This window comes from Macrococcoides bohemicum (genome assembly GCF_016865215.1).
Classification (GTDB): domain Bacteria; phylum Bacillota; class Bacilli; order Staphylococcales; family Staphylococcaceae; genus Macrococcoides; species Macrococcoides bohemicum.
Genome location: NZ_CP054482.1, coordinates 205,497 through 228,147, shown reverse-complemented (window position 1 = coordinate 228,147; position 22,651 = coordinate 205,497). Strand labels below are relative to the sequence as shown.

22 protein-coding genes and 1 riboswitch are annotated in these 22,651 nt (G+C 32.3%); of the genes, 3 read left to right on the top strand and 19 right to left on the bottom strand.

From position 1 onward, the window contains the following. Window positions 1–40: 40 nt before the first annotated feature. Window positions 41–1,804, bottom strand: a complete 1,764-nt coding sequence (locus tag HT586_RS01175) for an acyltransferase family protein (RefSeq protein WP_203546051.1) — start codon at window positions 1,802–1,804, stop codon at window positions 41–43. A gap of 333 nt (window positions 1,805–2,137) precedes the next feature. On the opposite strand from HT586_RS01175, the gene HT586_RS01170 reads away from it, so the two are divergent. Beyond that, window positions 2,138–3,238 carry an IS30 family transposase gene (locus HT586_RS01170; RefSeq protein ID WP_203546518.1) on the top strand — a complete coding sequence of 367 codons (1,101 nt, stop codon included), beginning with the start codon at window positions 2,138–2,140 and terminating at the stop codon, window positions 3,236–3,238. A 149-nt stretch (window positions 3,239–3,387) separates the two neighbouring features. Here HT586_RS01170 and HT586_RS01165 read toward each other — a convergent pair whose 3' ends face one another. The 16 genes from HT586_RS01165 to HT586_RS01090 form a co-directional block, all read right to left on the bottom strand. Continuing rightward, window positions 3,388–4,023: an FMN-dependent NADH-azoreductase gene (locus HT586_RS01165; protein WP_096077598.1), complete on the bottom strand. Its 636-nt coding sequence runs from the start codon at window positions 4,021–4,023 to the stop codon at window positions 3,388–3,390. A 146-nt stretch (window positions 4,024–4,169) separates the two neighbouring features. Next, window positions 4,170–4,541, bottom strand: coding sequence for an iron chaperone (locus tag HT586_RS01160; RefSeq protein ID WP_188017849.1), 372 nt, complete (start codon window positions 4,539–4,541; stop codon window positions 4,170–4,172). A gap of 24 nt (window positions 4,542–4,565) precedes the next feature. Further along, window positions 4,566–5,231 (bottom strand): ABC transporter ATP-binding protein, encoded by a 666-nt coding sequence (locus tag HT586_RS01155; protein WP_133353806.1) that lies wholly within the window; start codon window positions 5,229–5,231, stop codon window positions 4,566–4,568. Then, the gene (locus tag HT586_RS01150) at window positions 5,228–6,157 is read right to left on the bottom strand and encodes an ABC transporter permease (RefSeq protein WP_203546050.1); all 930 of its coding nucleotides are present in this window, start codon (window positions 6,155–6,157) and stop codon (window positions 5,228–5,230) included. The genes HT586_RS01155 and HT586_RS01150 overlap by 4 nt, the downstream gene beginning before the upstream one ends. After that, a complete protein-coding gene (locus HT586_RS01145) occupies window positions 6,154–7,320 on the bottom strand; it encodes an ABC transporter permease (protein ID WP_238999288.1) in 1,167 nt (388 codons plus the stop codon). The genes HT586_RS01150 and HT586_RS01145 overlap by 4 nt, the downstream gene beginning before the upstream one ends. A gap of 41 nt (window positions 7,321–7,361) precedes the next feature. Then, complete coding sequence (locus HT586_RS01140; RefSeq protein ID WP_203546049.1) at window positions 7,362–8,843, bottom strand: Rossmann-fold NAD(P)-binding domain-containing protein; 1,482 nt, start codon at window positions 8,841–8,843, stop codon at window positions 7,362–7,364. A 189-nt stretch (window positions 8,844–9,032) separates the two neighbouring features. Further along, entirely contained in the window at window positions 9,033–10,343 is a 1,311-nt protein-coding gene (locus tag HT586_RS01135) for an MFS transporter (protein ID WP_133353804.1), read from the bottom strand. A 442-nt stretch (window positions 10,344–10,785) separates the two neighbouring features. Further along, window positions 10,786–12,015 (bottom strand): carboxylate--amine ligase, encoded by a 1,230-nt coding sequence (locus HT586_RS01130; RefSeq protein ID WP_203546048.1) that lies wholly within the window; start codon window positions 12,013–12,015, stop codon window positions 10,786–10,788. Between the two features lie 173 nt (window positions 12,016–12,188). Further along, window positions 12,189–12,569 (bottom strand): YdeI/OmpD-associated family protein, encoded by a 381-nt coding sequence (locus HT586_RS01125; RefSeq protein WP_203546047.1) that lies wholly within the window; start codon window positions 12,567–12,569, stop codon window positions 12,189–12,191. Then, a complete protein-coding gene (modA, locus tag HT586_RS01120) occupies window positions 12,569–13,345 on the bottom strand; it encodes a molybdate ABC transporter substrate-binding protein (protein ID WP_203546046.1) in 777 nt (258 codons plus the stop codon). Before modA ends, HT586_RS01125 begins: the two co-directional genes overlap by 1 nt. A gap of 97 nt (window positions 13,346–13,442) precedes the next feature. After that, window positions 13,443–14,966: an alkyl hydroperoxide reductase subunit F gene (ahpF, locus tag HT586_RS01115; protein ID WP_203546045.1), complete on the bottom strand. Its 1,524-nt coding sequence runs from the start codon at window positions 14,964–14,966 to the stop codon at window positions 13,443–13,445. 170 nt (window positions 14,967–15,136) lie between these two features. Then, window positions 15,137–15,706: an alkyl hydroperoxide reductase subunit C gene (gene ahpC, locus HT586_RS01110; RefSeq protein WP_096077608.1), complete on the bottom strand. Its 570-nt coding sequence runs from the start codon at window positions 15,704–15,706 to the stop codon at window positions 15,137–15,139. A 236-nt stretch (window positions 15,707–15,942) separates the two neighbouring features. Continuing rightward, window positions 15,943–17,277, bottom strand: a complete 1,335-nt coding sequence (locus tag HT586_RS01105; RefSeq protein ID WP_096077609.1) for a sodium-dependent transporter — start codon at window positions 17,275–17,277, stop codon at window positions 15,943–15,945. A 287-nt stretch (window positions 17,278–17,564) separates the two neighbouring features. Then, window positions 17,565–18,356: an energy-coupling factor transporter transmembrane component T family protein gene (locus HT586_RS01100; RefSeq protein ID WP_203546044.1), complete on the bottom strand. Its 792-nt coding sequence runs from the start codon at window positions 18,354–18,356 to the stop codon at window positions 17,565–17,567. Then, a complete protein-coding gene (locus HT586_RS01095) occupies window positions 18,340–19,752 on the bottom strand; it encodes an ABC transporter ATP-binding protein (RefSeq protein ID WP_133353837.1) in 1,413 nt (470 codons plus the stop codon). The genes HT586_RS01100 and HT586_RS01095 overlap by 17 nt, the downstream gene beginning before the upstream one ends. A 3-nt stretch (window positions 19,753–19,755) precedes the next feature. Then, complete coding sequence (locus HT586_RS01090; protein WP_133353796.1) at window positions 19,756–20,340, bottom strand: ECF transporter S component; 585 nt, start codon at window positions 20,338–20,340, stop codon at window positions 19,756–19,758. A gap of 70 nt (window positions 20,341–20,410) precedes the next feature. Then, window positions 20,411–20,518: riboswitch (TPP riboswitch) on the bottom strand. A gap of 151 nt (window positions 20,519–20,669) precedes the next feature. Here HT586_RS01090 and HT586_RS01085 point away from each other — a divergent pair. Both HT586_RS01085 and HT586_RS01080 read left to right on the top strand, forming a co-directional pair. Then, on the top strand, window positions 20,670–21,191 hold the full coding sequence (locus tag HT586_RS01085) for a GNAT family N-acetyltransferase (protein ID WP_133353795.1): 522 nt from the start codon (window positions 20,670–20,672) through the stop codon (window positions 21,189–21,191). A gap of 115 nt (window positions 21,192–21,306) precedes the next feature. After that, window positions 21,307–22,137 carry a formate/nitrite transporter family protein gene (locus HT586_RS01080; RefSeq protein WP_111745288.1) on the top strand — a complete coding sequence of 277 codons (831 nt, stop codon included), beginning with the start codon at window positions 21,307–21,309 and terminating at the stop codon, window positions 22,135–22,137. 42 nt (window positions 22,138–22,179) lie between these two features. Here HT586_RS01080 and HT586_RS01075 read toward each other — a convergent pair whose 3' ends face one another. Both HT586_RS01075 and HT586_RS01070 read right to left on the bottom strand, forming a co-directional pair. Further along, window positions 22,180–22,458 (bottom strand): GNAT family N-acetyltransferase, encoded by a 279-nt coding sequence (locus HT586_RS01075; protein WP_203546043.1) that lies wholly within the window; start codon window positions 22,456–22,458, stop codon window positions 22,180–22,182. Then, on the bottom strand, window positions 22,416–22,634 hold the full coding sequence (locus HT586_RS01070) for a hypothetical protein (protein WP_203546042.1): 219 nt from the start codon (window positions 22,632–22,634) through the stop codon (window positions 22,416–22,418). Before HT586_RS01070 ends, HT586_RS01075 begins: the two co-directional genes overlap by 43 nt. Window positions 22,635–22,651 lie beyond the last annotated feature (17 nt).

The window sequence follows — 22,651 nt, the reverse complement described above, 5'->3', positions numbered from 1 at the left end:
AAAACAAAAAGGATAGGTTCCCCCTATCCTTTTCATATATCTATTTTTCGACAACCTTAATAATTTCATCTGTAACCACTTTAACCATCGCTTTTATACCTGGGTACTCAAGATGAATCCCATCTGGGGCAAAGTATTCCGAATGGCCTTGTGAAACTTTATACCAATCTATAATGTGTACATTTTTATATTTTTGTGAAAAACGATACATCTCTTCATTGACATGTGCTTCATAATCTTTCGGGACACGGGCAGTCACTAAAAATACTTGTGCTTTATTAAATTTCTTCAGTATTGTATTCATCTGAATGTCTTCAAAATCTCCATTCGTACCTAAATAAAGCACAACAATGGCATCTCTTCTATTAAAATCTGTATATTTATCTGCCACAGGAATAGCTTTATAAATATTTCGTCCAACTTCTCCATCAATTGTAGCATTAGGAAATACTTTTCTAATCTGATAATCAATATCTACGAGCACCGAATCTCCTATTAAAAGAGGGGTGTATGGATAAACTTGCGTGATTTCAGTAGATGGTTCTGACACATTATTTATTTGTAAAGGTGATATGCGTTTTATAGCTGGTGTGATTGATTTTGTTTGAGTTATGACAATCTTTTCATTATTTGGTGACTCTGCTTTCACCGTTTTAATTAAATAAGGTGTTGAAACTAGTAAATATAGACTTAATAGTATTGTTATAAATGCTTTAAATGATTTCACATCTATAAAAGTCTTTAATCCTTTTTTTCTAAATGGTTGTTCAATCAATTGATAACTCAATACTGCCATAATTACTGTAAGAATGATAGAAATAACATGAACATACCATGGAATTTGTCCCTGTATAAAATGAGATTGCATCAAAACAATGATAGGATAGTGCCATAAATATAAACTATATGAATATCGACCAATCCACGTTAGCACTGGTAAGCTTAAAAATTCCGACATCAATGTATCAGGATGAACACTAGACATTATAAATAACAAAGTGAATATTCCTAGTATGTATAAGCCTCCCTGAAATACTGATGCACTATGCTCGGTAAACTGAAAAAATGATCGCACTAAAAAGATTGCGCCAACTAATCCTATAATTTCGATAACCCAAACGATTACTTTAGGTGGATTTTTCTTCAATTTATATGCAGGCCATATCAGTGCCAGCATTGCACCTAACAATAATGTCTGAAGGCGTGTATCTGTACCAAAATAAATACGGGAAATGCTCTTTGACGGATCGTAGAGCATCCACATTATTGCCATCGAAATCAATGACACAATCAAAAACACAACAAATATATTAGATTTTTTCTTAAATATTTTAAATAACATCAATAAAACAAAGGGGAAAAATAGATAAAATTGTTCTTCGATAGCAAGAGACCACAAATGTTTCAACGGGCGAGGTTCAAGGCTCTGAAAATAATCCAGACCATCAAAAATATACCACCAATTTGAAACATATAATAACGCAGCATACATATCTTTTTTCACTTGAAATAACAATGCTCGATCAAAGAAGATAATATACTGTATGACGATAAACATCATAAATAGAACTGGAGGCAATAGACGTTTAATACGTTTATACCAGAAATGAGCTAAGTTGATAGATTGATCAGCTTCGTATTCTTTAATAAGCAGTGTGGTAATTAAATATCCAGAGATAATGAAAAAAGTATCTACACCTAAAAATCCTCCTGGCAACCATTTCGGATTAAGATGAAATATTATAATCGCAATTACTGCAATTGCACGCATGCCGTCTAAACCAGGAAAGTATTGTTTATTCATTGTAAAACAGACCACCTTTTTAACATAAACGTAACATAAATGAAATACTTTATTAATAATACAATTATTTCTATAAATTTACAACCCAAATTATGTTGTAATATGTTTAAATTTGTCATGTTTTCAACTTTCACTGTAGCATGTTTACATTAAAATATAAAAATTTCAATCTATTTTATTTATGATATTAATTACGATTTAGAATTTCATATCATTGGGAAATTCTATAATCAAGTTAGCCACCTACGGTGTGCTTTAAAAAATAAAAAATGAGCCATGTGCATCCATGTTAATATTGTAGTTACCACAACAAACAATAAGGAATGAATGCAAATGACTCATCTAAATGGTACCACTAATCATGTTAAAGGAAAACACTTAACTGAATTTGAAAGATATCAAATTCAGGTTTTGAAGAGTGAAAATTATTCAAATCGTGCTATTGCTAAAATTTTGAATAGAGCACCTCAAACAATTAACAATGAGATCAATAGAGGAACTGTTAAACAAATTAAGCGCGTAGTTTCTAATGGTAAAGAATATTTTTATGATTATGAATGCTATTTCCCTGATGTTGCTCAACTTAAATATGAAACAAATCGTATGAATTCTTACAGGACTCCAAAACATCAGCTATCTCATGCTTTTATTGATTGGGCTGATAAGATGATGTTGAATAAAAAATGGTCTCCCGATGTCGTAGTTGCCTATGCTAAAAAGAATAATATTTTTTGTGATTCTATTATTCCTTGTGTTTCAACACTATATAACTGGATTGAAAGAGGAATTATGAAGACCTCTAATATCGACCTTATAGAGAAGATTTCACGAAAACCAAATACAAATAGAAGACCTAGTCGAAAAAATAAAAAAGTATTAGGAAAATCTATCGAAGATAGAAGTCATGAAATCAATTCTAGAGATGTCTTTGGTCATTGGGAAATAGATACTGTAATTGGTTCTAAACTTAAAAATGAAAAAGCGTTACTTACACTTGTTGAAAGACAGACACGATTTGAAATCATCGTTCCTATTAAAAGTAAAACTAATGATGCTGTCACATTAGCATTAAGTCAATTAAAAGATCAAATAGGTAATTCATTTTCACGAATATTCAAGTCTATTACTTCTGATAACGGATCAGAGTTCTGTGACCTTACAGAGACATTACCTGATACTGAAATATACTTTACGCACCCTTATTCATCATGGGAACGAGGTACTAAAGAAAACCACCATAAATTCATTAGAAGGATAATCCCTAAAGGAATCAGTATGGGATCAGTATCTGATGAGATAATTTATCGTATCCAAAACTGGATGAACAATTATCCCAGAAAAATTCTAGATTACGAAACACCTACATACCTGTTTCTGAAGTCACTAAAATCCGAAGGATTATTAAGTGAACCATTAAGTTACTATCTCTATTAATTTGGATGTTGTGGCTAACTTGCAATTGAAATTTTCGATTTCATATCATTATAACTGATAGTAAATAATAATAATGAATAAATTACAGCCACCGATTCAAAGGAATCGGTGGCTGTAATTTATTCATTATTATTAAAATTTAATCTATATTAGAAAGTTTTTGCTAAACTTTCAGCTTTTTCAATTGCTGCAGCTTTGATTGATTCTGCTTGTTCTGGTTGTGCGTTATGACCTTCAATGATAATCTCTTCAACACTTGGAATACCGAAGAAGCCTAAAATTGTTTGTAAGTAACGGTTACCCATTTCGAAGTTTGCTGCTGGACCTTCTGAATAGTACCCACCACGTGCTTGAACGATAACTGCTTTCTTATCTGTAAGTAAACCAACTGGACCTTCAGCAGTATATTTGAATGCTTTTCCTGCTACGGCAACTGCATCAATATAAGCTTTAACGATTGCAGGGAATGATAAATTCCACATCGGAGTGACGAATACATATTTATCTGCAGCAGCAAACTCATCACTTAATTCGTTTAAGCGTGTTACTTTTTGTTGCTCAGTTTCAGTTAATGTTTCGAAAGCTTCTCCTGATTGTAATTTACCCCAACCAGCGAATACTTCTTTATCAATTAATGGGATAAACGTCTCATATAAATCGATGTGTTTAACTTCGTGATCTGGATGAGCTGCTTTATAACTTTCAATAAATGCTTTCCCGGTAGCCATTGAGAAAGAAACTGTTTCATCATTAGGATGTCCTGTAATGTATAATACTTTAGTCATGTGTAATAACTCCTCTTTTGTGTTTTTTTGGTTTAATTTTTATACCTGGTATATTTATTATATTATAATTTGCAAAATAGTCAACTAAAATGTTAATTTTTAAGCTATAAAAAAATCCGGGGTAATATTCCCCGGTTTCAAATTTATTATTTTCTCCAGAAAGTTGTAACTTCCTTTTTATCTTCTATATTGTATTCAATTATCTCTTTCAATAATTCATAATCAATTTCCTGGTCCCACTTCACTTTAAATAGACCAGCAGTTTGAGCGTATCCAGCTTCTGCTATCTTATCTTTAAAGTGCGCCATCGTTTGACTTTCCGGTGCTATTGAAATATGTGCTTTCGCTATACTGACACCCAGTATAAAAGTACCGTGGTCTGAATACATCGGTGTATTCCATTTATACTCACGTTCTAATTCTGGAAAATTTGTCTCAATCCATTCAAATAAATCCTGAATCTTACCAAGATGGTTAATGTTTGTTAATTTATTATAGAATGGTTCAAATTTATGCATAAATGCCTCCATTATCATTATTTTTTATTGTAGCATGTCTTCAAATGTCCAGCCTTTATCAGTCAGGACTTGTTTGTAAAATGGATCTTTGCCAATTAATTTTATATGATCTCCAATCGCTTCAACTTCATCTAAGTGATGTGTTGTTAAAATGATGAGTTTACTTTGTTTCAGCTGATTAATAAGTCGATGAATGTCATATCTCGATTTCAAATCAATACCAACAGTAGGTTCATCCAAAATAATTATATCCGGATTTCCAAGTAAGCCGATCAACATATTAACTTTACGCTTCGTTCCCCCGGAAAGTGACTGAACTTTCGCCTTATCTTCGCGAAGATTTAAAGCATCTTTATAAATATTTAGTAGATTATCATCGATAGAAGAAGTATACAGCCCTTTAAAAAACTTTATATTATCATGTACCGATAAATGTTCAAATAAAGCGATGTCCTGAGGAATATAGCCTAAATGGTTCTTTAAAGTTTTATGACTCAGGTCCTTACCGAAATAAATAATTTCTCCTGTATCTTGAGTTTCTAGCTTAGCAATCATGCGTAACAAGGTAGATTTTCCAGCACCATTCTCACCTAACAGGATTGTAACAGCCCGCTCTTCAAAAGTTGTATTCAACTGATTAAAAATTTCTTTTTTTCCATAACGCTTAGTTAAGTTTTTAACTTCTATCATATGTTCTCTCCTATCGCCTGCAACATATAGATGGTTACGAGCACCAATGTGAAAGTGATGGTCATAAATAGACGGTGACTCGTAGTATTGATTTTAAAGAGCAATAAACTTATTACGCATTCAAAAATAAGTGTGAATAATAAGCATACACAATAAAACATGACACTCATCATTTGATTCATAATCGCTGCTGCAATTATAATCGATAACATAATAATCACTGTGTGAATTGTGATATATATGATATGTAAGAACAACTTTGTCTTATTAAACATATACATGCGTTCAAGTGCGGCATTCTGTTTTAGACGATGGTGTAATATCACTTGTACAGATGATACAAATAAAATAAGCGCGAATATTGTACTTAGAGAAATTGACCTGTCTTGTGATTTTGAAACGGCAATTTGTTTCATACGACTTTCTGGTGTTTTCTGATAATACATCTTCTTAACTTCTTCAATATTTACTTGCCTCTCTTTATCAATATGATATTTCACAATATAAGGAATCTGAGCTTCAAATAATGTTTTACTTACTATTTCCTGGGCAATAGCTCCAATAAAGTCGTCACGATAATAAAGCTGAATCGTATCTCGTAAAGATCGTTGCTTTACTTGCTCATTGAAACCTTCAGGAATTGATAAACTTATCACGGCTTCTTTAGCTTTTACACGATCTTCTATAAAACTTTCTTCATCACCAATTATTTTAACTGTCATATCATGATTATTTTTAAGCATTGCAATCAACGATTCTGATGATTGAGAATGATCTAAATCCTGCACAGCTATCGGCATTCTAAACACTGCATTCATTTTTTGTTGCATTATAAAACAAGTGAGTAACATACCAGCAATCAGCAATGATAATAATACGTATGATTTCCATTGTTTTTGCACAACGAGGTATAAGATAGATTTCATCGTCTATACCTCCATATCAGCTGTATCATCAATAGAATCAGTAATACAAAACAAATAACGTAGAACAAACCAGGTGTCTTAATAAAATAGTTATTTAATATTAATTCCAGCACTTTATTAAAGATATGACTAAAAGGCTGATGATACAAGATACCGCCCAATACATCTTTAAAGTAAATCGAAGGTATCGTTGCTCCGGAAAGTAGAATGATAAGACCTGTTATCATTACTTTAAGAATCAATTGAATCGTTTCATTATTAACGAGTTCAATAAGCATCATCACCACAAAAATCATTATGAGATATAATAATAAAATAATTAAAAGAGGCATTAGGTTATAACTTTCAAAAGATACATCTAAATATTTCAATAAAAGATATAACACTATAATAGAAAATATAAATGTATACCATACACTTATTAAACCGCGCGTCAATGTTAGTTTTTCAAACGAAAAATGAAACAGTGATAAACGTTCCTTCAATGCATGTGCCTGATTCATCTTCAAAATATTAAACAGTGATAAAAATAATACATAAATACTGATAAAATAAACTGAAACAGTATAATACTGATAGTTATCGTAAAGTTTAATCGCTTGTTCATCAAATGCTCCGTTTCGATTCAAACCCGTAAATAGCATATCTGTCATCATCATTAGCATTGCATCATCATTTGATTCAGGATATAAGGCTTTATACGCTCCAGCCCCACCAATAGACAGCATTAACCGACTATATACAGAATTCGTTAATTGATAGATGATAATACTCTCAAGCGATGTTTTATCATACGTGTACACAGAGATAGGTAATGCACCTTGCTTATAAAATGCATCAGTCATTCCTTGATCGAACACAAAATAACCATCTAGATGATGTTGCTTTAATTCATAATTAGCCGTAACTGCATCAAACTGTTTCAATTCAATATCATTACCCATACTCTTTCCATCGCCAATTGCATCTAGTATCAATTTCGTTTCTCTAGATTGATCTTCATCTACTAATCCAATCGAAAACTTATCATCTTCCTGACTTTTCATCACAGATAATCCTATAAGTGTCGCAAACAATACAAATAGCAATACTAATATATAGACCAGTAAGTACCACTTTTTCATAAAAAAAGAGTGATAAATGCTGAACAGTTGTAGTTTCACATTTATCACTCCTAATTTTTAATATTTATACTTAAGTTTTTTTAATTTAAATCTTTAGAAACGTCTTCAAAAATTTTATTAAAGTTCTCACTAATATCATCTTGTATTTTTTGAAGATCGCTATCAGACATTGTGCTTAAATCTTTAGCACCATCAGACTTCACTTTTACATCTTGCTTTAATTTTGTTACAGCATCAATCATCAACTTAACTGGTTCATTTTGAACATTTACCGATAACTCAGCTTTTTGCTTTTGTTCATTATTGCCGATATCTGTTACTAAATCATTTGTATAATTTAATTTTAAATCCTGTCCAGCTAATTGAGATAAATCAATCGTTCCTTTGTCAGTACGTTTATCGCCATCTGTTTTAGAATTATTTACAAATGATATTTCTCTTGCACCATCTTGATTAATGACAATTTTATAATCATCTTTATAATTTTCATCTTTTTTAGTTGAATCCCCTGTTAACATGAATGCATCCGTGGCATCTTTAGCAGAACCTTTTACTTCTATTTTTAAATTATCATCGACTTTAGTTAATGCATCTAATTTAACTTCTTCTCCTTTACTTGTCATTACAACATTACGTTTCATAATTTGTTTACCATCAACAAAGATTGTTGAGATAACTTTTGGGAACTCAGATTCTTTTTGATCCTTCACTTCTTTTAGTGCTTTTTCTAACGCTTTATCGTAGTCTACACCTTGTGCTTGTTTTGTAAATAAATCTTTTAATTCTTTATCATCTTTCGCTTTTTCTAACATTGCAACGATGATTTTCTTTGTATCTTTTGGTTGTAATGTCATTGTTAACTTCTCTAAATTTTTCTCTTCATCAAAGATTTTTACTTTTTCTTTATCTTTTTTAAACTGATCATCTTCAACATTATCAGCGAATGTTTTGCTGTAACGTTCGATAATTTTATTCATATCTTCCTGAGAAAGTTGTGCGCCGCCTAAAAGATTATTCAAGTTTAATGAATCATTTGTCATACCTTCTACTGAAGTTGGATCTCCAGTTAATTTTTCAAATGTATCTTTAATTTTATCATTCGGAATGCTTAATACATCATTTAATACCGGTGCAGAAAAATATTGATTTTTGCGATCTGCCTGCCACGCAAACTCACCTAATTTATTATCTGCAATCGTAGGTGTAATGCTTAAATTTGATAATTTATCTTTACTGTTATGTGCAACATCAAATACGATATTTGATGAATCAATCACTGATTTTGAAATTCCCATTTGAGAAATAAATGTTTCCGGAATATCTGCACCTAACTTCATATTTACTGCATAATTATCATCCTGCATTTTTTCCTGGAATTTTGTTTCATTTTCAAATCGATTATTGAAATAATCTTGTAAAGACTCCATTGATTCTTTTTCACTTAAAAAATACGCATTTTTCGGTGTGTTCGTTAAAAAATAATAAGCCGCTGCGCCCCCACCACCGATTAATAATACAAGTGCCGCTATGATTCCTAGGAGCAACCCTTTTGACTTTTTCATATCATATCCTCCACTTTTGTATTTAATATCTCACTCAACTTCATCATATCAAAATAAAAATCGTTGCGAAATACTTTTCTCAAAATTAACCATAAATAATATTATTTATGAAAATTAGTTTACTTAGTAATGAAATAATGTAAAAATTATTTTTAATTAACAAGTTACAGCGAAAGATTAAATATTATTTTATATGCTTTGATTTTTATTATGACTTAAACGAATTACTTTGAAATGTAATAGATACGCACCAAGTGCCATTACAAATAAAGATAAAATTGCAATACGACTTGCTAACGGCCCATAATCTTTTAAAAGCAACGTTATTGTCCCATAAACGAAAGGTCCAAATACTGCTGATAATTTACCGCTCATAGAGAACAAGCCAAAGAATTGTCCTTCATGTGCTTCAGGAGATAATTCAATAATGAGCGTTCTTGAAATAACCCAGATTGATCCCATCGCAATTCCGAATAGAATTGCACAAATATAAAACGCCGATTTAGGTAAAGGAATGCTGGCAATAATAAGCGCAATCATTAGTACAAGTGCGACATAATGCAACGCCTTTAAAGAACCGATTTTTTTAGCGATGTAACCAAATACAAATGCACCAAGTACACTAAAAATAGTTGCTATCATAAAGATTTTGATAAATTCACTTGATGTAAACCCGACTACAGTAGTGGCATAGGGTTGCATCATACTTATCGCAGTCGCCAAAGCATCATTTAAAAAGAAATAAACGATTAAAAATACGTAAATCGCAGGTTCATTCTTAGCTAACTTAAAAGTCTCCAACACTTCTTTATATCCGGATGTTAAGCTTGATTGAGACACATGTTGTTTCATCGTCTTTTTATTTCCATCTTTACCAAAGATAAAAATCGGTATGCTAAATACTAAAAATAAAATAGCGGTTGGAATAAACGTCTTTCCTGCATCTTCAGTACCTATTAAAGTCATTATCGTGAGCACACCAAATAATGTCCCCATATAACCTAACGCAACACCAAATCCGGATAACACGGAATGGTCTTCTTTCGGTGCTAAACTACTCATCATTGCATCATAAAATATGAGACTCGAGTTATACATAAATTTCGCAATCGTAAATAAAATGATGATAATCAGGAATGAAACCGGTATGCCGAACATCTGCTGTTTAATATCTGCTTCATAGATATAGCCCATCAGGAAGGTACAGATGAACACAGCTAAAGTAAAAATGATAACCCATTTCTTTTTCTTTTGTGTTCTATCGATATACACGCCATATATGGGACTTAAAACAATGAGGAGCAATGCTGCAACACTCGCTGAATAAGCTATCCAGGTGGATGATACCTGCTCAGTTACTGGATCAACACCAAATTGCTCTGTTACAAATTGAGGGAAAAACAATGTCACGATATTTGCACTAAAAATTGTATTACTGAAATCATAGAGTGCCCAGCTAAAAATAGGTAATGATAATAACAATTTAATATCTTTCTTCATTATTTGCTCCTTATGATTAGTATTACTCATAGTTTAGCGATTGTTTGACACAAAAGCTATAAATTTTCTGTTTAATTATTGTAAAGAAAAAGAAGTGAAGCGATATATTAAACCCTTCATTTAACTTTAAAATCCTATAAGTCCATTAATGCATAATGAATTTGATGATATCTCTCCAGTGGTTTTAAATCAATCAGGCGTGTATTACTACCTCGTTCAAAATATTTAGCACAGTGTTCAAAGTTTCTAAATTCTTATGAAAGTTTAACTGCTTTATTCCAGCTACGATATTACTGTAAAACCAATTAACATGGAATATATCTTTATAATATCTATAACAATCACTTGAGTTCATATAAAGGTATTAAGATATAGGTATAATATAAACAGATAATAAGAAAAAAAATAAACGCCAAATAAAAAAATAACCACTATAAAGTGATTATTTCTGTTCTTTATACCATTCACTATTTTTATACTTAAGATGATACTTAGCATTTCTCATCAAAAGATAAGCTTTACGTTTTACTGAACGATCTTTTGCATAAAATAGTGGATTATAATATTGATGTTTGTAAATGAGTTGTTTGATTTCTTTACGTAATGATTTTTGTTTTACGTATTTTAATATAATATCTTTAGGTACTACAGTAAATAAATGAGTTGTGTCCAAATATTTCACCGGATGAGATTGATTTAAAATTAAATCTTCTACATAACATCTCGCAATTGAATAGCCTGTTTCTTTGACGTAAGAACTTGAACGGCCGGCACGTAAATTAACCTCGAAAAACTTGTATTTTCCATCTCGATGATCATATTTTAAATCAAAGTTAGCAAATCCGGTATAATGCATACTTTCCATCATCTTGATCACTTTATCCATCAAATCTTTATCATATCTTGAAATGAGTGCTGTATAATTGCCGATAGCTGTCATCGCGGGTTCTTGTAACAATACTTGTGCTAGTGTAATCACTTGCGCTTTTCCATTTGAATCACCGTAATAAACGATGTCCCACAAGTCCTGATCGCTTCCTTCAATAAATTCCTGAATAATAATATCCTCACGATATCCATTATTATGAAGTAGTTCAATCGTCTCATTAATTCCAGCGTAATCATCAAGGACATAAATTTTCTGTTTCCCTTTAAACTTTAAATTAAAGTACGCTGTGCCATCATCAACTTTAATAATTGCCGGGAATCGGATAGGTTCATTAAATGTTTCGATGGTAGCTAAATTAAAGTGGTATGTCGTAGGAATATCAATACCGTATGAAGCAACCGTCACATAGAAATGTTTCTTATAATATAATTGGTTAAATAAATCTTGTGTCGGAAAATTAAATGTAAAATCTTCTCTCAATTTTGCTTCATGTTTAATTAGCACCTTAACATATTCATCTGTCGTTGCGACAAGCAATAGTTTACGATTTTTCTTACGATATTTCTTTGCAATGCGCTCAAATGTTTCTATGAAAACTTTGTCATCATAAATCATTTTATCGATATAGTAATCGCTAATAAGACTAGAAAATTTTGTGAATGATAAATAGTCAGCTGCCACGACAACTGACTTTTTCTTATAATCTTTATGAAAACTTGCTGCTGCAGCATACGCATGTATGTTTGCACCCAAAATTATTGGGATAAAGTTAATTTTAGCCATGTTCATTATCCTTTATATAGTAGTTTAATCTAGACTTTCCAAGCTGCTTAGTTCATTATATTTTTGTGTGGAAATGAATGCAAGTATACATTCACCAAGTATTGTTAAAATACAAATATTTTCTTTAACATATTATAACATTAAATTTTTAAAGCACACGATATTCTGATTTATTATCGTTCTAATAAACCTTTTCCCTGATAAATTTTCTCAGTATACTTTTCTATACGATTCCTTTTCGTCTCACTGCGATTTGCTTTACTAATTTCAATGGCGTACGCACGTTGACGACCAGGTGTTAATTTATAAAACGCTTCTCTTAAACGTTCGTTCTCTTTAAATGCTTCTTCTAATTCTAAAGGGATTTCTAGTGGTCCATGTTCTTTTTTAGGAGGTTTTACGCCTGATTTCTCAATTCGAATTGCTTCTTTTATATAACAATGAATCATATCTGCTTTTTCTTCAATCTCTTCTACTGACGAAAAGCGTAGCTGACGGTCAACTTGAACATGTTCAGTTTGCTGAATTAAAAGATTGTATTTATCTTCCAGCATTACGCCTTTCCATTAATATCAAAACCATATTTTTGATACACTTTTTTACTTTGATCATTCTGTAAATACTGATAAAGTTCCTCAGTTTCCTTTTTATATTTAGTGTCTTTAATTTTAGCAATTGGATATGTAATCGGTTCATGTAAATCATCTTGAATTTTGAGTGTATACTTTATTTTATTTGTTGATTTGAGGTCTGATGTGTATATGATGCCCGCTTCAGTATTACCGGTTTCTACATAGGTCAACACTTGACGTACGTCCTTCGTTAATACTAATTTTGATTTGACTTTTTGATATAGTTTTTTGTTTTCTAAGGCTTGTTTACCATATTCGCCTGCAGGTACTAATTCCGGATTGCCAAGGGCAATTTTTTTTATTTTTTCTTCTTGTAAATTATCAAGAGATGTTAATTTATCTTCTGAAATAAGTACAAGATGATTTTTAAGTAAAGACTTTGTATCTTCTTTATCCACAGCTTTATTTTTTACTAAATCATCAACTTTATCCTGTGCAGCTGAAAAGAATATATCAACTGGAGCACCTGACATAATTTGTTGCGCTAATGCACCGGATGCACCATAATTAAATTTAATATCAATATGCTTATGTTCAGCTTCATATGATTTTTCGATATCATTTAATGCATTTTTTAAACTTGCTGCAGCTGACACAGTGATGATTATTTTTTCATCACTTTTTATACTTTCTTTTCCTTGATTTCCACAGCCACTCAATAATATACACGTAAGAAATATTAACAATGGTTTTTTCATTATTAGCCTCCTAGTATTATTATGTATATTTTACCATATAAAAAAAGACATACTACGTAAAAACGTAATATGCCTTTTAACTTAAATCAGTATTTAATTAATTTCTGATTAAATAATCAAAAGCACTTAATGCTGCTGTTGCACCAGATCCCATAGAAATAATGATTTGTTTATAAGTTTGATCTGTACAGTCACCTGCAGCAAAAATACCTGGTACATTTGTAGCACCATTTTTATCAACGATGATTTCACCACGGTTATTTCTAGCAACTAAGTCTCCAACAAATTCAGTGCTCGGCACTAAACCAATTTGAACAAATACACCTTCAAGATCAAGTGTATGTTCTTCATTTGTATTGCGATCAACATATGTCAATGCTTTTAACGTCGTATCCCCAGTTAATTCTTTTGTTGCAGCTGATTTAATTATTTCAGCATTATTTAATGACGCTAAACGATCTTGTAATACTTTATCTGCGCGTAATTCCTCACCAAATTCTAATAACGTTACATGTTTAACAATACCTGCTAAATCTATTGCTGCTTCAACACCAGAGTTACCGCCGCCTACAACTGCAACGTGTTTACCTTCAAATAAAGGACCATCACAGTGCGGACAATATGCTACACCTTTTGTTTGATATTCAGCTTCTCCTGGTACATTCATGTTACGCCATTTTGCACCTGTTCCAATGATTAATGTTTTAGATGTTAATTTACCACCGTTCTCTAAAGTAACATGTACTAAATCATCAATTTTTTCTAACTTTTCAACACGAACAGCATTCATAACATCAATGTCATAACTATTAATATGTTCTTTTAAGTTTTGAGAAAATTCTGGACCTGTTGTTTCTTTTACTGTAATAAAGTTCTCAATACCAGCAGTATCATTTACTTGACCACCGATACGTTCTGCAACGATACCTGTACGTAAACCTTTACGTGCTGCATATATTGCTGCACTACCACTTGCAGGTCCTCCACCGATTACTAATACATCAAATGTTTCTTTCGCATCAAATTCGGAAGCATCTGTTCCACCACCAAGTTTACCGATAATCTCTTCAATAGTCGCTTTACCACTACCAAATTCTTCACCGTCTAAGAACATTGTAGGAACAGCCATAATATCTTTAGATTCTTCTCTAAATGCTGCACCATCAATCATTGTATGTGTAATATTTGGATTTAATACCGCCATCATATTTAAAGCTTGTACAACATCTGGACATTTCGTACAAGTTAAGCTGATGAATGTTTCAAAGTTAAATGGTCCTTCTAACTTTTTAATTTGATCAATTACAGATTGATCTGCTTTAGGTGCACGGCCACTTACTTGTAATAAAGCTAAGACAAGAGAAGTGAACTCATGTCCAAGTGGCACACCAGCAAATGTAATACGTGCTTCTTCTTCAGGACGTGCTAGTGTGAAACTTGGTGTGCGTTTCAAAGGTGCTTCTTTCAAAGTGATACGTGAAGACATCTCTTTTATTTGAGTGAGTAAGTCCATCATATCTTGGCTTGTTTTGTCATCTCCAGCACTCGCCGTAATTACAACGTCGCCTTCCATTAACTCTAAATATTGAGCTAATTGTTGCTTTAATGTATCGTTTAACATTATAATTCCTCCTCTAAAGGATAAATTTCTATATTTTATTGCAATAGATACCACAACGCAAAAACTTACGTTGTGGCAGCATTTTAATATTTAATTGTTAACTAATAACTTTATAAATTACAATTTATTAAATATATAATTCGGACTGATAAGTATCCGCCAAAATCTGATTAGATTTTACCAACTAAGTCTAAACCAGGTGTTAAAGTTTCTCCGCTTTCTTTCCATTTTGCAGGACAAACTTCACCGTCATGGCTAGCTACATATTGAGCAGCTTTAACTTTGTCTACTAATACTGAAGCATCACGACCGATTCCATCATTGTTGATTTCCATTGTTTGAACAACACCATCTGGATCGATTAAGAATGTCGCACGTTGTGCAAGGCCTGCTTCTTCATCTAATACATCAAAGTTGTTAGCAATAACGTGAGATGGATCACCAATCATTGTATATTGAATTTTGCTGATTGCTTCTGAATGATCGTGCCATGCTTTATGTGTAAAGTGAGTATCACAAGATACAGAATATACGTTAGCTCCTAAACCTTGTAACGTTTCATATTGATCTTGTAAATCTTCTAATTCAGTTGGACAAACGAAAGTGAAATCTGCTGGGTAGAAGCATACGATATTCCAGCTACCTTTCATTGATTCATTTGATACTTCAACAAATGCATCTGATTTTGGATCATAAGCATTAGCTGTGAATGGTAAGATTTCTTTGTTAATTAATGACATGTGTAATTCCTCCTGAGAATTTATTAAGTAATTTCAAATAATCTCTAGATTAGAATTATTCTAATCTCTACAAAACTTATTATTACATGACGAACGTATTAAGTCAACCAACTCAATCTTTAAAATTATGAAAATTATTTGTCGTATTTTTATTTTTTCTAAAATAAAAAGAATTACTAAAACTCATTTGTGGAAAATTACTTTTTACAATATCAATTACAGTGCCTCATTCTCATTTACTTGATAATCAAAGTAACAAATACAGCCAGGATAACAAGCGGAATAATATAGCGCAACAAGAAAGCCCAAATTTTAAATAAACCTCGATATTTACCATCCATTAATTCATGCTTAGCAATTGCAGTATCTAGTTTGTAACCCGCAAATAACGCATAACATAATGCTCCAATCGGTAACATAATGTTCGAAACTAAATAATCCATATTATCAAAGAATGTTCCTGCTAAAAATTTCATTTGACTTAAAGTACCGTTCGATAATGCAGAAGGTACACATAAAATAAATAATAGTAATGCGATGAAATATACATATTTTTTTCGTTTCTTTTGTTCGTGCTTAATTGCGTTCGAAACATTAATTTCAATTAATGAAATAGACGATGTAATAGTTGCAAAAAAGAATAGCGATAAAAATATAAGATAAAAGATACTTCCAAACGGTAACTGATCGAATACATACGGTAAAACGATAAACAATAAACCCGGACCTTGTGCATTATCGATGCCTAATGAAGCAGTTGCAGGAAATATTGCAAGTCCTGCAAGTATCGTAACCAGTATATTTAAACCGACAACAGAAAAGGCAGATTGAACAATGTCTGTCTTCTTATCTAAATACGATGCATATGTTAACATGCCACCAAATCCTACTGAAAGCGAAAAGAATGATTGACCCAAAGCAAAAAGTACTCCTTCAGCATTCAGTGAATTAAAATCAGGTTTCAGAAAATATACAACGCCATCCATTGCATTTGGAAGCGTTAAAGAACGAATGATAATCACAATAAATGCAATAAACAACATAGGCATCATTATTTTTGAAGCTTTTTCAATCCCATCCTGAATGCCACGGGAAACAATTATCGCAGTAAGAAAAATAAATAATGCAGCGCCAAGTATTGCATATATCGGGTTACTAATCAGATGACCAAATAATCCCTCGTAATTCTTCGTGTGTTGATTTGTAACTATTACATAAACAGTCCTCATCATATAAAGTAAAATCCATCCACCAATCACACTGTAAAAACTAAGTAAGAAGAAAACACCGACATTACCTAGATGACCTATTAAATTATAAAATCTATTGCCTGTAATTTTTCCGAACACTTCTGTGCTATATGTCTTTCCGTGTTTACCTATTACGAATTCTGCTAATAATAACGGCATACCTATAAATAATGTAAATATCATAAACAGTACTAAAAACGCTGCACCACCATTATCAGCCATGACATACGGGAATTTCCACATCGCACCAAGTCCTATTGCCGAACCTGCACTTGCTAAAATAAATCCAATCTTCGATCCCCAAACAGATCTTTTTTCCATGTGTAATCCCTCATTTCATATAATTTTTTAAACAAAAAAGAGGCCAATGCATATGCATCGACCTCAAAAAAAGAGACCTTATGCATACGCAACCGGCCTCAAGTAACGCGAATGAAGCCGTCATAGATACTTATATCTATGACGGGCATAAATATAAGTTATGACAGCTGCCACCACATATTTAATTTTGTACTGTGCTGTACAAAAGTCTTCATTCTAATTACCTCGCTTGTTTAAGATTACTGATTATTCTATCAGTATATTGATTATGCGTCAAACAAATCTATTTAACGTACATCCGTTATATGCGTTATAGGAAAATACATCGCCAATAAATAAGCAGTTACAACCATTATTAAAAAGACAACTATCAATAAAATATCCCGATAGCTAAATGGAACATGATAATAGTACGTTCTAGTTCCATTATGGAATCCTTTTTTCTCCATTGCGACAGACAAACGATGTGCACGTCTAATATTTTGACTTAATAGTGGTATAATCAAATGCTTTATTCGATTCAACCCTCTATATTGGCTCGAATCTATAACATGATAACGCATTTTCAATGCATTGCGTAATTGGAAGAAAGACTCAAACATCATCGGCACCATACGGATGGCTGCCATAAATGCATAGGCGTATTTAGGCTTTACCTTCAAATGCTGCATTAAACTATAGAATACTTTTACAATTTCACTTGTAAAGGCAATACTTAAACCAAAGAAACTGACTGTAATCGTTCTAAGCGATAAATGTATTCCTCTATATAAACTTTCTTCTGTAATATGCACAATGCCCCATTTAAAAAGCGTAGTACTTCCGTCACCATAGAAAACCATAAATAATGATGAAGTGAAACTAAACAACATCATCACACTTACAAAAGCTATAATAAGTTTCAAACGCACACCACTAAATCCAATCATAAAGATAAACATAATAATAGCTAGATAGAGCATCCAGTCAAAATTATGAATAAATATGACAAGCACAAATAGTAAGACTCCTAATATCAACTTAGTAATCACATTCACATGATCCATAAATGTATGATAAATCTTAAACTGTTCGTACATTATCACCCCTCCTCACTTCAGAAAGTATGCCACCCTGAATGCGTAACACGGTAGAAGGGTATCGCTTTATGATTTCATCATCATGCGTCACCATAATAATCGTCTGTCCGGATTGCACACGTGCTTTAAATAACTCAATAAGTTCGAACGTATTATGACTATCGAGACCAAATGTCGGTTCATCTAGTAACACAATATCAGCTTTTGTACTTAATGCCGTCGCAACACTCAATCTCCTCTTTTGTCCCATAGAAAGTTCAAAAGGATGACGATCTTTTAGATGGTACAGATTTAATTGCTTTAATAAATGCGTTGTTTTTTCTCCTGCCTGAGCTTTATCTAAAAATTGAAAATTAAAGAATATTTCATCATATACACTACCCTGGATAAATTGCAGCTCAGGATTTTGGTAAACAAGATACATGTTACGTGCTGCATCTTTCACCTTACGCAATGGTTTTCCATTATATTGTATTAAACCATCATAAGGAATAAGTTGCATCAAAGATTCTAATAATGTTGTTTTTCCTGTTCCATTCTTTCCGGTAATCGCAATCCATTCATGACTATTCACGACAAGTCCATCAATTTGATATAACTTTTTTTCTTTTCGCTTTACAGTAACATCTTCAAGCTTGAGCTCAAACTTGTGAGATGGATAATCATAATGCAATGATTTCGGTGCAAATTGATACGCATTTGGATGCCATACACCATACTTGTTTAATAAGTCTTCATGGTTATTAAGAATAAATTGCGGGGTTCCTTGCGTAACCAATTTACCATTCGCATCCATCAATAAAATCCGATCAACATATTGCCAGATATGTTCAACCTTATGTTCTACGATAAGTACTGTCTTATCCTGCCATAAATCAATCATCAATTCCCATAAATGCTTTGTCGCATCGCTATCGAGCATCGCTGTAGGTTCATCTAGAAACCACGTATCAGCATTCTGCAACAATGACCCTGCAATTGCTAGTTTCTGTTTCATACCACCACTGAGTTGATTGATTTGTTGTGAAGGTCCAACATCCAGACCAACTTTAATCAAAACATCATTAATCAAGTGATTCATTTGCGATTTATCAACGTTTTGATTTTCCAGTATAAAAGCTAGTTCTTCATATACTTTAGGCATACAAAATTGACTATCTGGATCCTGAAATATAACACTAGCATTCATATCACGTTCTAATACATCATATTTCATCGGCAAATCGATCAACTCAGGGACGATACCACTTAGTACGTTCAGTAATGTGCTCTTCCCAGAACCTGAAGGTCCTAGCAATAATACTTTTTCTTTATCTGCTATCGTAATATCGATACCGTCAAATATCTTTTCTTTTTCACCGGGGTATTTCAATCTTAAATTTCTAACAGATAACATCATCTATAAACTATCGTAATCTGATTGAGTTGACGTTCTAAACAGCTTCGTTACACCTGTCTGATCTAATGCTTTTACAATTAAATACGATAATACCCCGGTTACCAGTGCTCCACTAATCAAACGCATAATTATATAAAGCAGTACGTTCCATCCCGCTACTTCAGACATATATCCATAGAAATACTCAATCGGCAGACTTATAATTGCAGCAGCAACACCCGCTAATATACACACCATCATGCTGCGTGATTGATATTTAAATAACATGAATACAAACTCACAAGCCAACCCTTGTAAAAATGCAAATACAAACGTCGGAATGTCGAATTTCCCCATTACGATTGTCTCTCCTGCACCCGCTGCAAACTCTGCCAGTAATGCAATTCCTGCTTTTGGAACAATTAAATACGCCACAACTGCAGCCATAAACCAAACACCATATATTAACTGTTCAAAATGTAGCCCTAATGGTTTCATTGCCTCATAAGGTAACCAGACAAAATTGTATGCCACCGCAAATAATACTGCTACTAACACTGTCACTAATATATCTGACAACTTCAAACCCTGACTATTTCTGTTCATTTTCATTCCTCCATAAAAAATACGCACCCTTCTATAGAGAAGACTGCGTAAGGAAAAATAGACACATTAATACTGTGACTATACACTTCCCTACGCTAGTATCATCTAGATCAGGTTCAAAGGGTCTAAGGCTACAGCCTTATCTCAGTTTTTTTATAAAACACCCCTAGTGCGCTTATTTAATTTGTTATTTTTACAGTACTCGCGAAACTAAATTTTGTCAACACGAAATTTTATTTCATCAATATATTACTATTCAAATATTGATTGCATAAACATTCATTTAAGCTCATAATGTGATTAACAAATTGACTAAAGGAGCTCGCTTTATGAATAAAATTGTAATACGCAAAGTTACAGAAAACGATCTCAATACTCTAATCAATATAAGCAAAAAAACATTCGATGATACTTTCAGACCGGATAATAAGGATGAAGTTATCGATCATTACTTAAAGACATCTTTCACTAAAGAAAAGATGATGACGCAGCTTAATGATCCACATTCAGAATTTTATTTTGCTTTAATTGAGGATCAAGTTGCTGGTTACTTAAAAATTAATACCAATGAAGCTCAAACAGAAAATATAACGGATAGTTCACTCGAAATTGAGCGAATTTATGTCGACAAAACTTTTCAAAAACAAGGTATTGGTAAACATTTATATGAAAAGGCAGTATCACGTGCACAAGATCAGAACATCAAAAAAATATGGCTTGGTGTTTGGGAATATAACCATAATGCATTAGATTTTTATAAAAAAATTGGCTTTAAACATATCGATTCTCATGTCTTTCAAATGGGCGACGAAGCACAGACCGACTATATAATGATGCTTGATTTAGTATAATGTTCACCTTTTCACAAATTGACTATATACACGTTACTCAGTAACAGATATAATAATATTGTATTTATAACATTCATGTTTATTCATAAAATCTTGTTCAACAGGAGGCTCTACAATGGCTATTGAAATTCCAGCTAAAACTATCGAAGATACTTATGCTTCGAAAGGCAACATTGAAAATGTATTAAACCAAGTAGCAATGAAAGAGGTAATGGCAGATAAGACACCTGGGCGCTATATGTTAAAAGCGATTATGTCAGGTTTTTTACTAGCTATTATGGCAGTGCTTCAACTTGCAGCAAAGACACAATTTGCTGCAACTGAAAATGCAGGGCTTATCAATTTAGTAGGTGCAATTGCATTCAGTATCGCACTCGTAATGATCGTACTTACTAATTCTGAATTATTAACAAGTAACTTTATGTTCTTTACAGCGGGTTATTATTTCAAAACAATCACAATGGGTAAAATCATAAAAATATTTACGTTATGTTTCCTGGGAAATATTATTGGTGGATTTATCTTATTTGGAATGATGACAGGCACTAAAGTTATGACACCTGAAATGGTAGCAGCATTAACTAAAACAGTAGATGCAAAAACAATTGAATCAAGTTGGCATGCAATTTTAATTAAAGGGATATTCGCTAACTTCTTTATCAATATCGGTATTTATATTTCTTTACAATGTAAGGAAGTATTAGCTAAAGTATTCTTCATCGGTATCGGAGTAGTTATCTTTGTATTTATGGCTTACGAACACGTTGTTTACAATGCAGGATTGTTTGCCGGAATGATGTTCTACAATATCGATGCATTATCTTGGATTGACGTTCTGAAAAACTTATTTTATGCATATATCGGTAACTACATCGGTGGTGGTTTATTTATCGGATTAGTTTATGCATACTTAAACGGTAGAAGAGACGATGTCATCAGAAACTAAATAACTTTTTATTTGCGTGAAGTTTACACTTCACGCATTTTTTCACCTTGCAGTAAGCTGGGTATCTTCCCCCTCTACCTGATTACCTTGTACAAATCCAAGTTTTAAATACATGTCATGTGCAACGATATTAGGGACATCCACAAGTAACGTTATATATTTAATATGCGGAAAATTACTCATAATAAATTCCGGTAAAGCAAATAATGCTTGTTTTGCATAACCTTGTCTTAAATGTCTGTTGTCAGTCGAAAAAGATCTTAAATATATACTGTTATCTACTTCAAATTTGCTTTCAAATTCGCTATGTTCATGTAACACAAAAATACAACAGGTATTCCCTCTTCATTTAGTCCAAAAATTGGTGTGCGATTAGTATCTTCTTTTGCTACATTGATATTTATTTCAGGACTTTTCACAAACTTTAGTTGTTCTTCAGTTAACTCAAATTGTTCAAGTAAATCTTCGTGGTAATGGGTAGATTGAATAAGTTTCATAAATTCCTCTCTAAAGT

Coding starts and splice junctions, on each gene's coding strand:
- HT586_RS01140 (WP_203546049.1), bottom strand. CDS start 8,843: ATGAAAAAGTCAAAAGGGTTGCTCCTAGGAATCATAGCGGCACTTGTA.
- HT586_RS01070 (WP_203546042.1), bottom strand. CDS start 22,634: ATGAAACTTATTCAATCTACCCATTACCACGAAGATTTACTTGAACAA.
- modA (WP_203546046.1), bottom strand. CDS start 13,345: ATGAAAAAACCATTGTTAATATTTCTTACGTGTATATTATTGAGTGGC.
- HT586_RS01100 (WP_203546044.1), bottom strand. CDS start 18,356: ATGTACGAACAGTTTAAGATTTATCATACATTTATGGATCATGTGAAT.
- HT586_RS01170 (WP_203546518.1), top strand. CDS start 2,138: ATGACTCATCTAAATGGTACCACTAATCATGTTAAAGGAAAACACTTA.
- HT586_RS01175 (WP_203546051.1), bottom strand. CDS start 1,804: ATGAATAAACAATACTTTCCTGGTTTAGACGGCATGCGTGCAATTGCA.
- ahpF (WP_203546045.1), bottom strand. CDS start 14,966: ATGTTAAACGATACATTAAAGCAACAATTAGCTCAATATTTAGAGTTA.
- HT586_RS01160 (WP_188017849.1), bottom strand. CDS start 4,541: ATGCATAAATTTGAACCATTCTATAATAAATTAACAAACATTAACCAT.
- HT586_RS01080 (WP_111745288.1), top strand. CDS start 21,307: ATGGCTATTGAAATTCCAGCTAAAACTATCGAAGATACTTATGCTTCG.
- HT586_RS01165 (WP_096077598.1), bottom strand. CDS start 4,023: ATGACTAAAGTATTATACATTACAGGACATCCTAATGATGAAACAGTT.
- HT586_RS01125 (WP_203546047.1), bottom strand. CDS start 12,569: ATGCTGGAAGATAAATACAATCTTTTAATTCAGCAAACTGAACATGTT.
- HT586_RS01150 (WP_203546050.1), bottom strand. CDS start 6,157: ATGAAATCTATCTTATACCTCGTTGTGCAAAAACAATGGAAATCATAC.
- HT586_RS01085 (WP_133353795.1), top strand. CDS start 20,670: ATGAATAAAATTGTAATACGCAAAGTTACAGAAAACGATCTCAATACT.
- HT586_RS01095 (WP_133353837.1), bottom strand. CDS start 19,752: ATGTTATCTGTTAGAAATTTAAGATTGAAATACCCCGGTGAAAAAGAA.
- HT586_RS01105 (WP_096077609.1), bottom strand. CDS start 17,277: ATGGAAAAAAGATCTGTTTGGGGATCGAAGATTGGATTTATTTTAGCA.
- HT586_RS01155 (WP_133353806.1), bottom strand. CDS start 5,231: ATGATAGAAGTTAAAAACTTAACTAAGCGTTATGGAAAAAAAGAAATT.
- ahpC (WP_096077608.1), bottom strand. CDS start 15,706: ATGTCATTAATTAACAAAGAAATCTTACCATTCACAGCTAATGCTTAT.
- HT586_RS01090 (WP_133353796.1), bottom strand. CDS start 20,340: ATGAACAGAAATAGTCAGGGTTTGAAGTTGTCAGATATATTAGTGACA.
- HT586_RS01130 (WP_203546048.1), bottom strand. CDS start 12,015: ATGGCTAAAATTAACTTTATCCCAATAATTTTGGGTGCAAACATACAT.
- HT586_RS01135 (WP_133353804.1), bottom strand. CDS start 10,343: ATGAAGAAAGATATTAAATTGTTATTATCATTACCTATTTTTAGCTGG.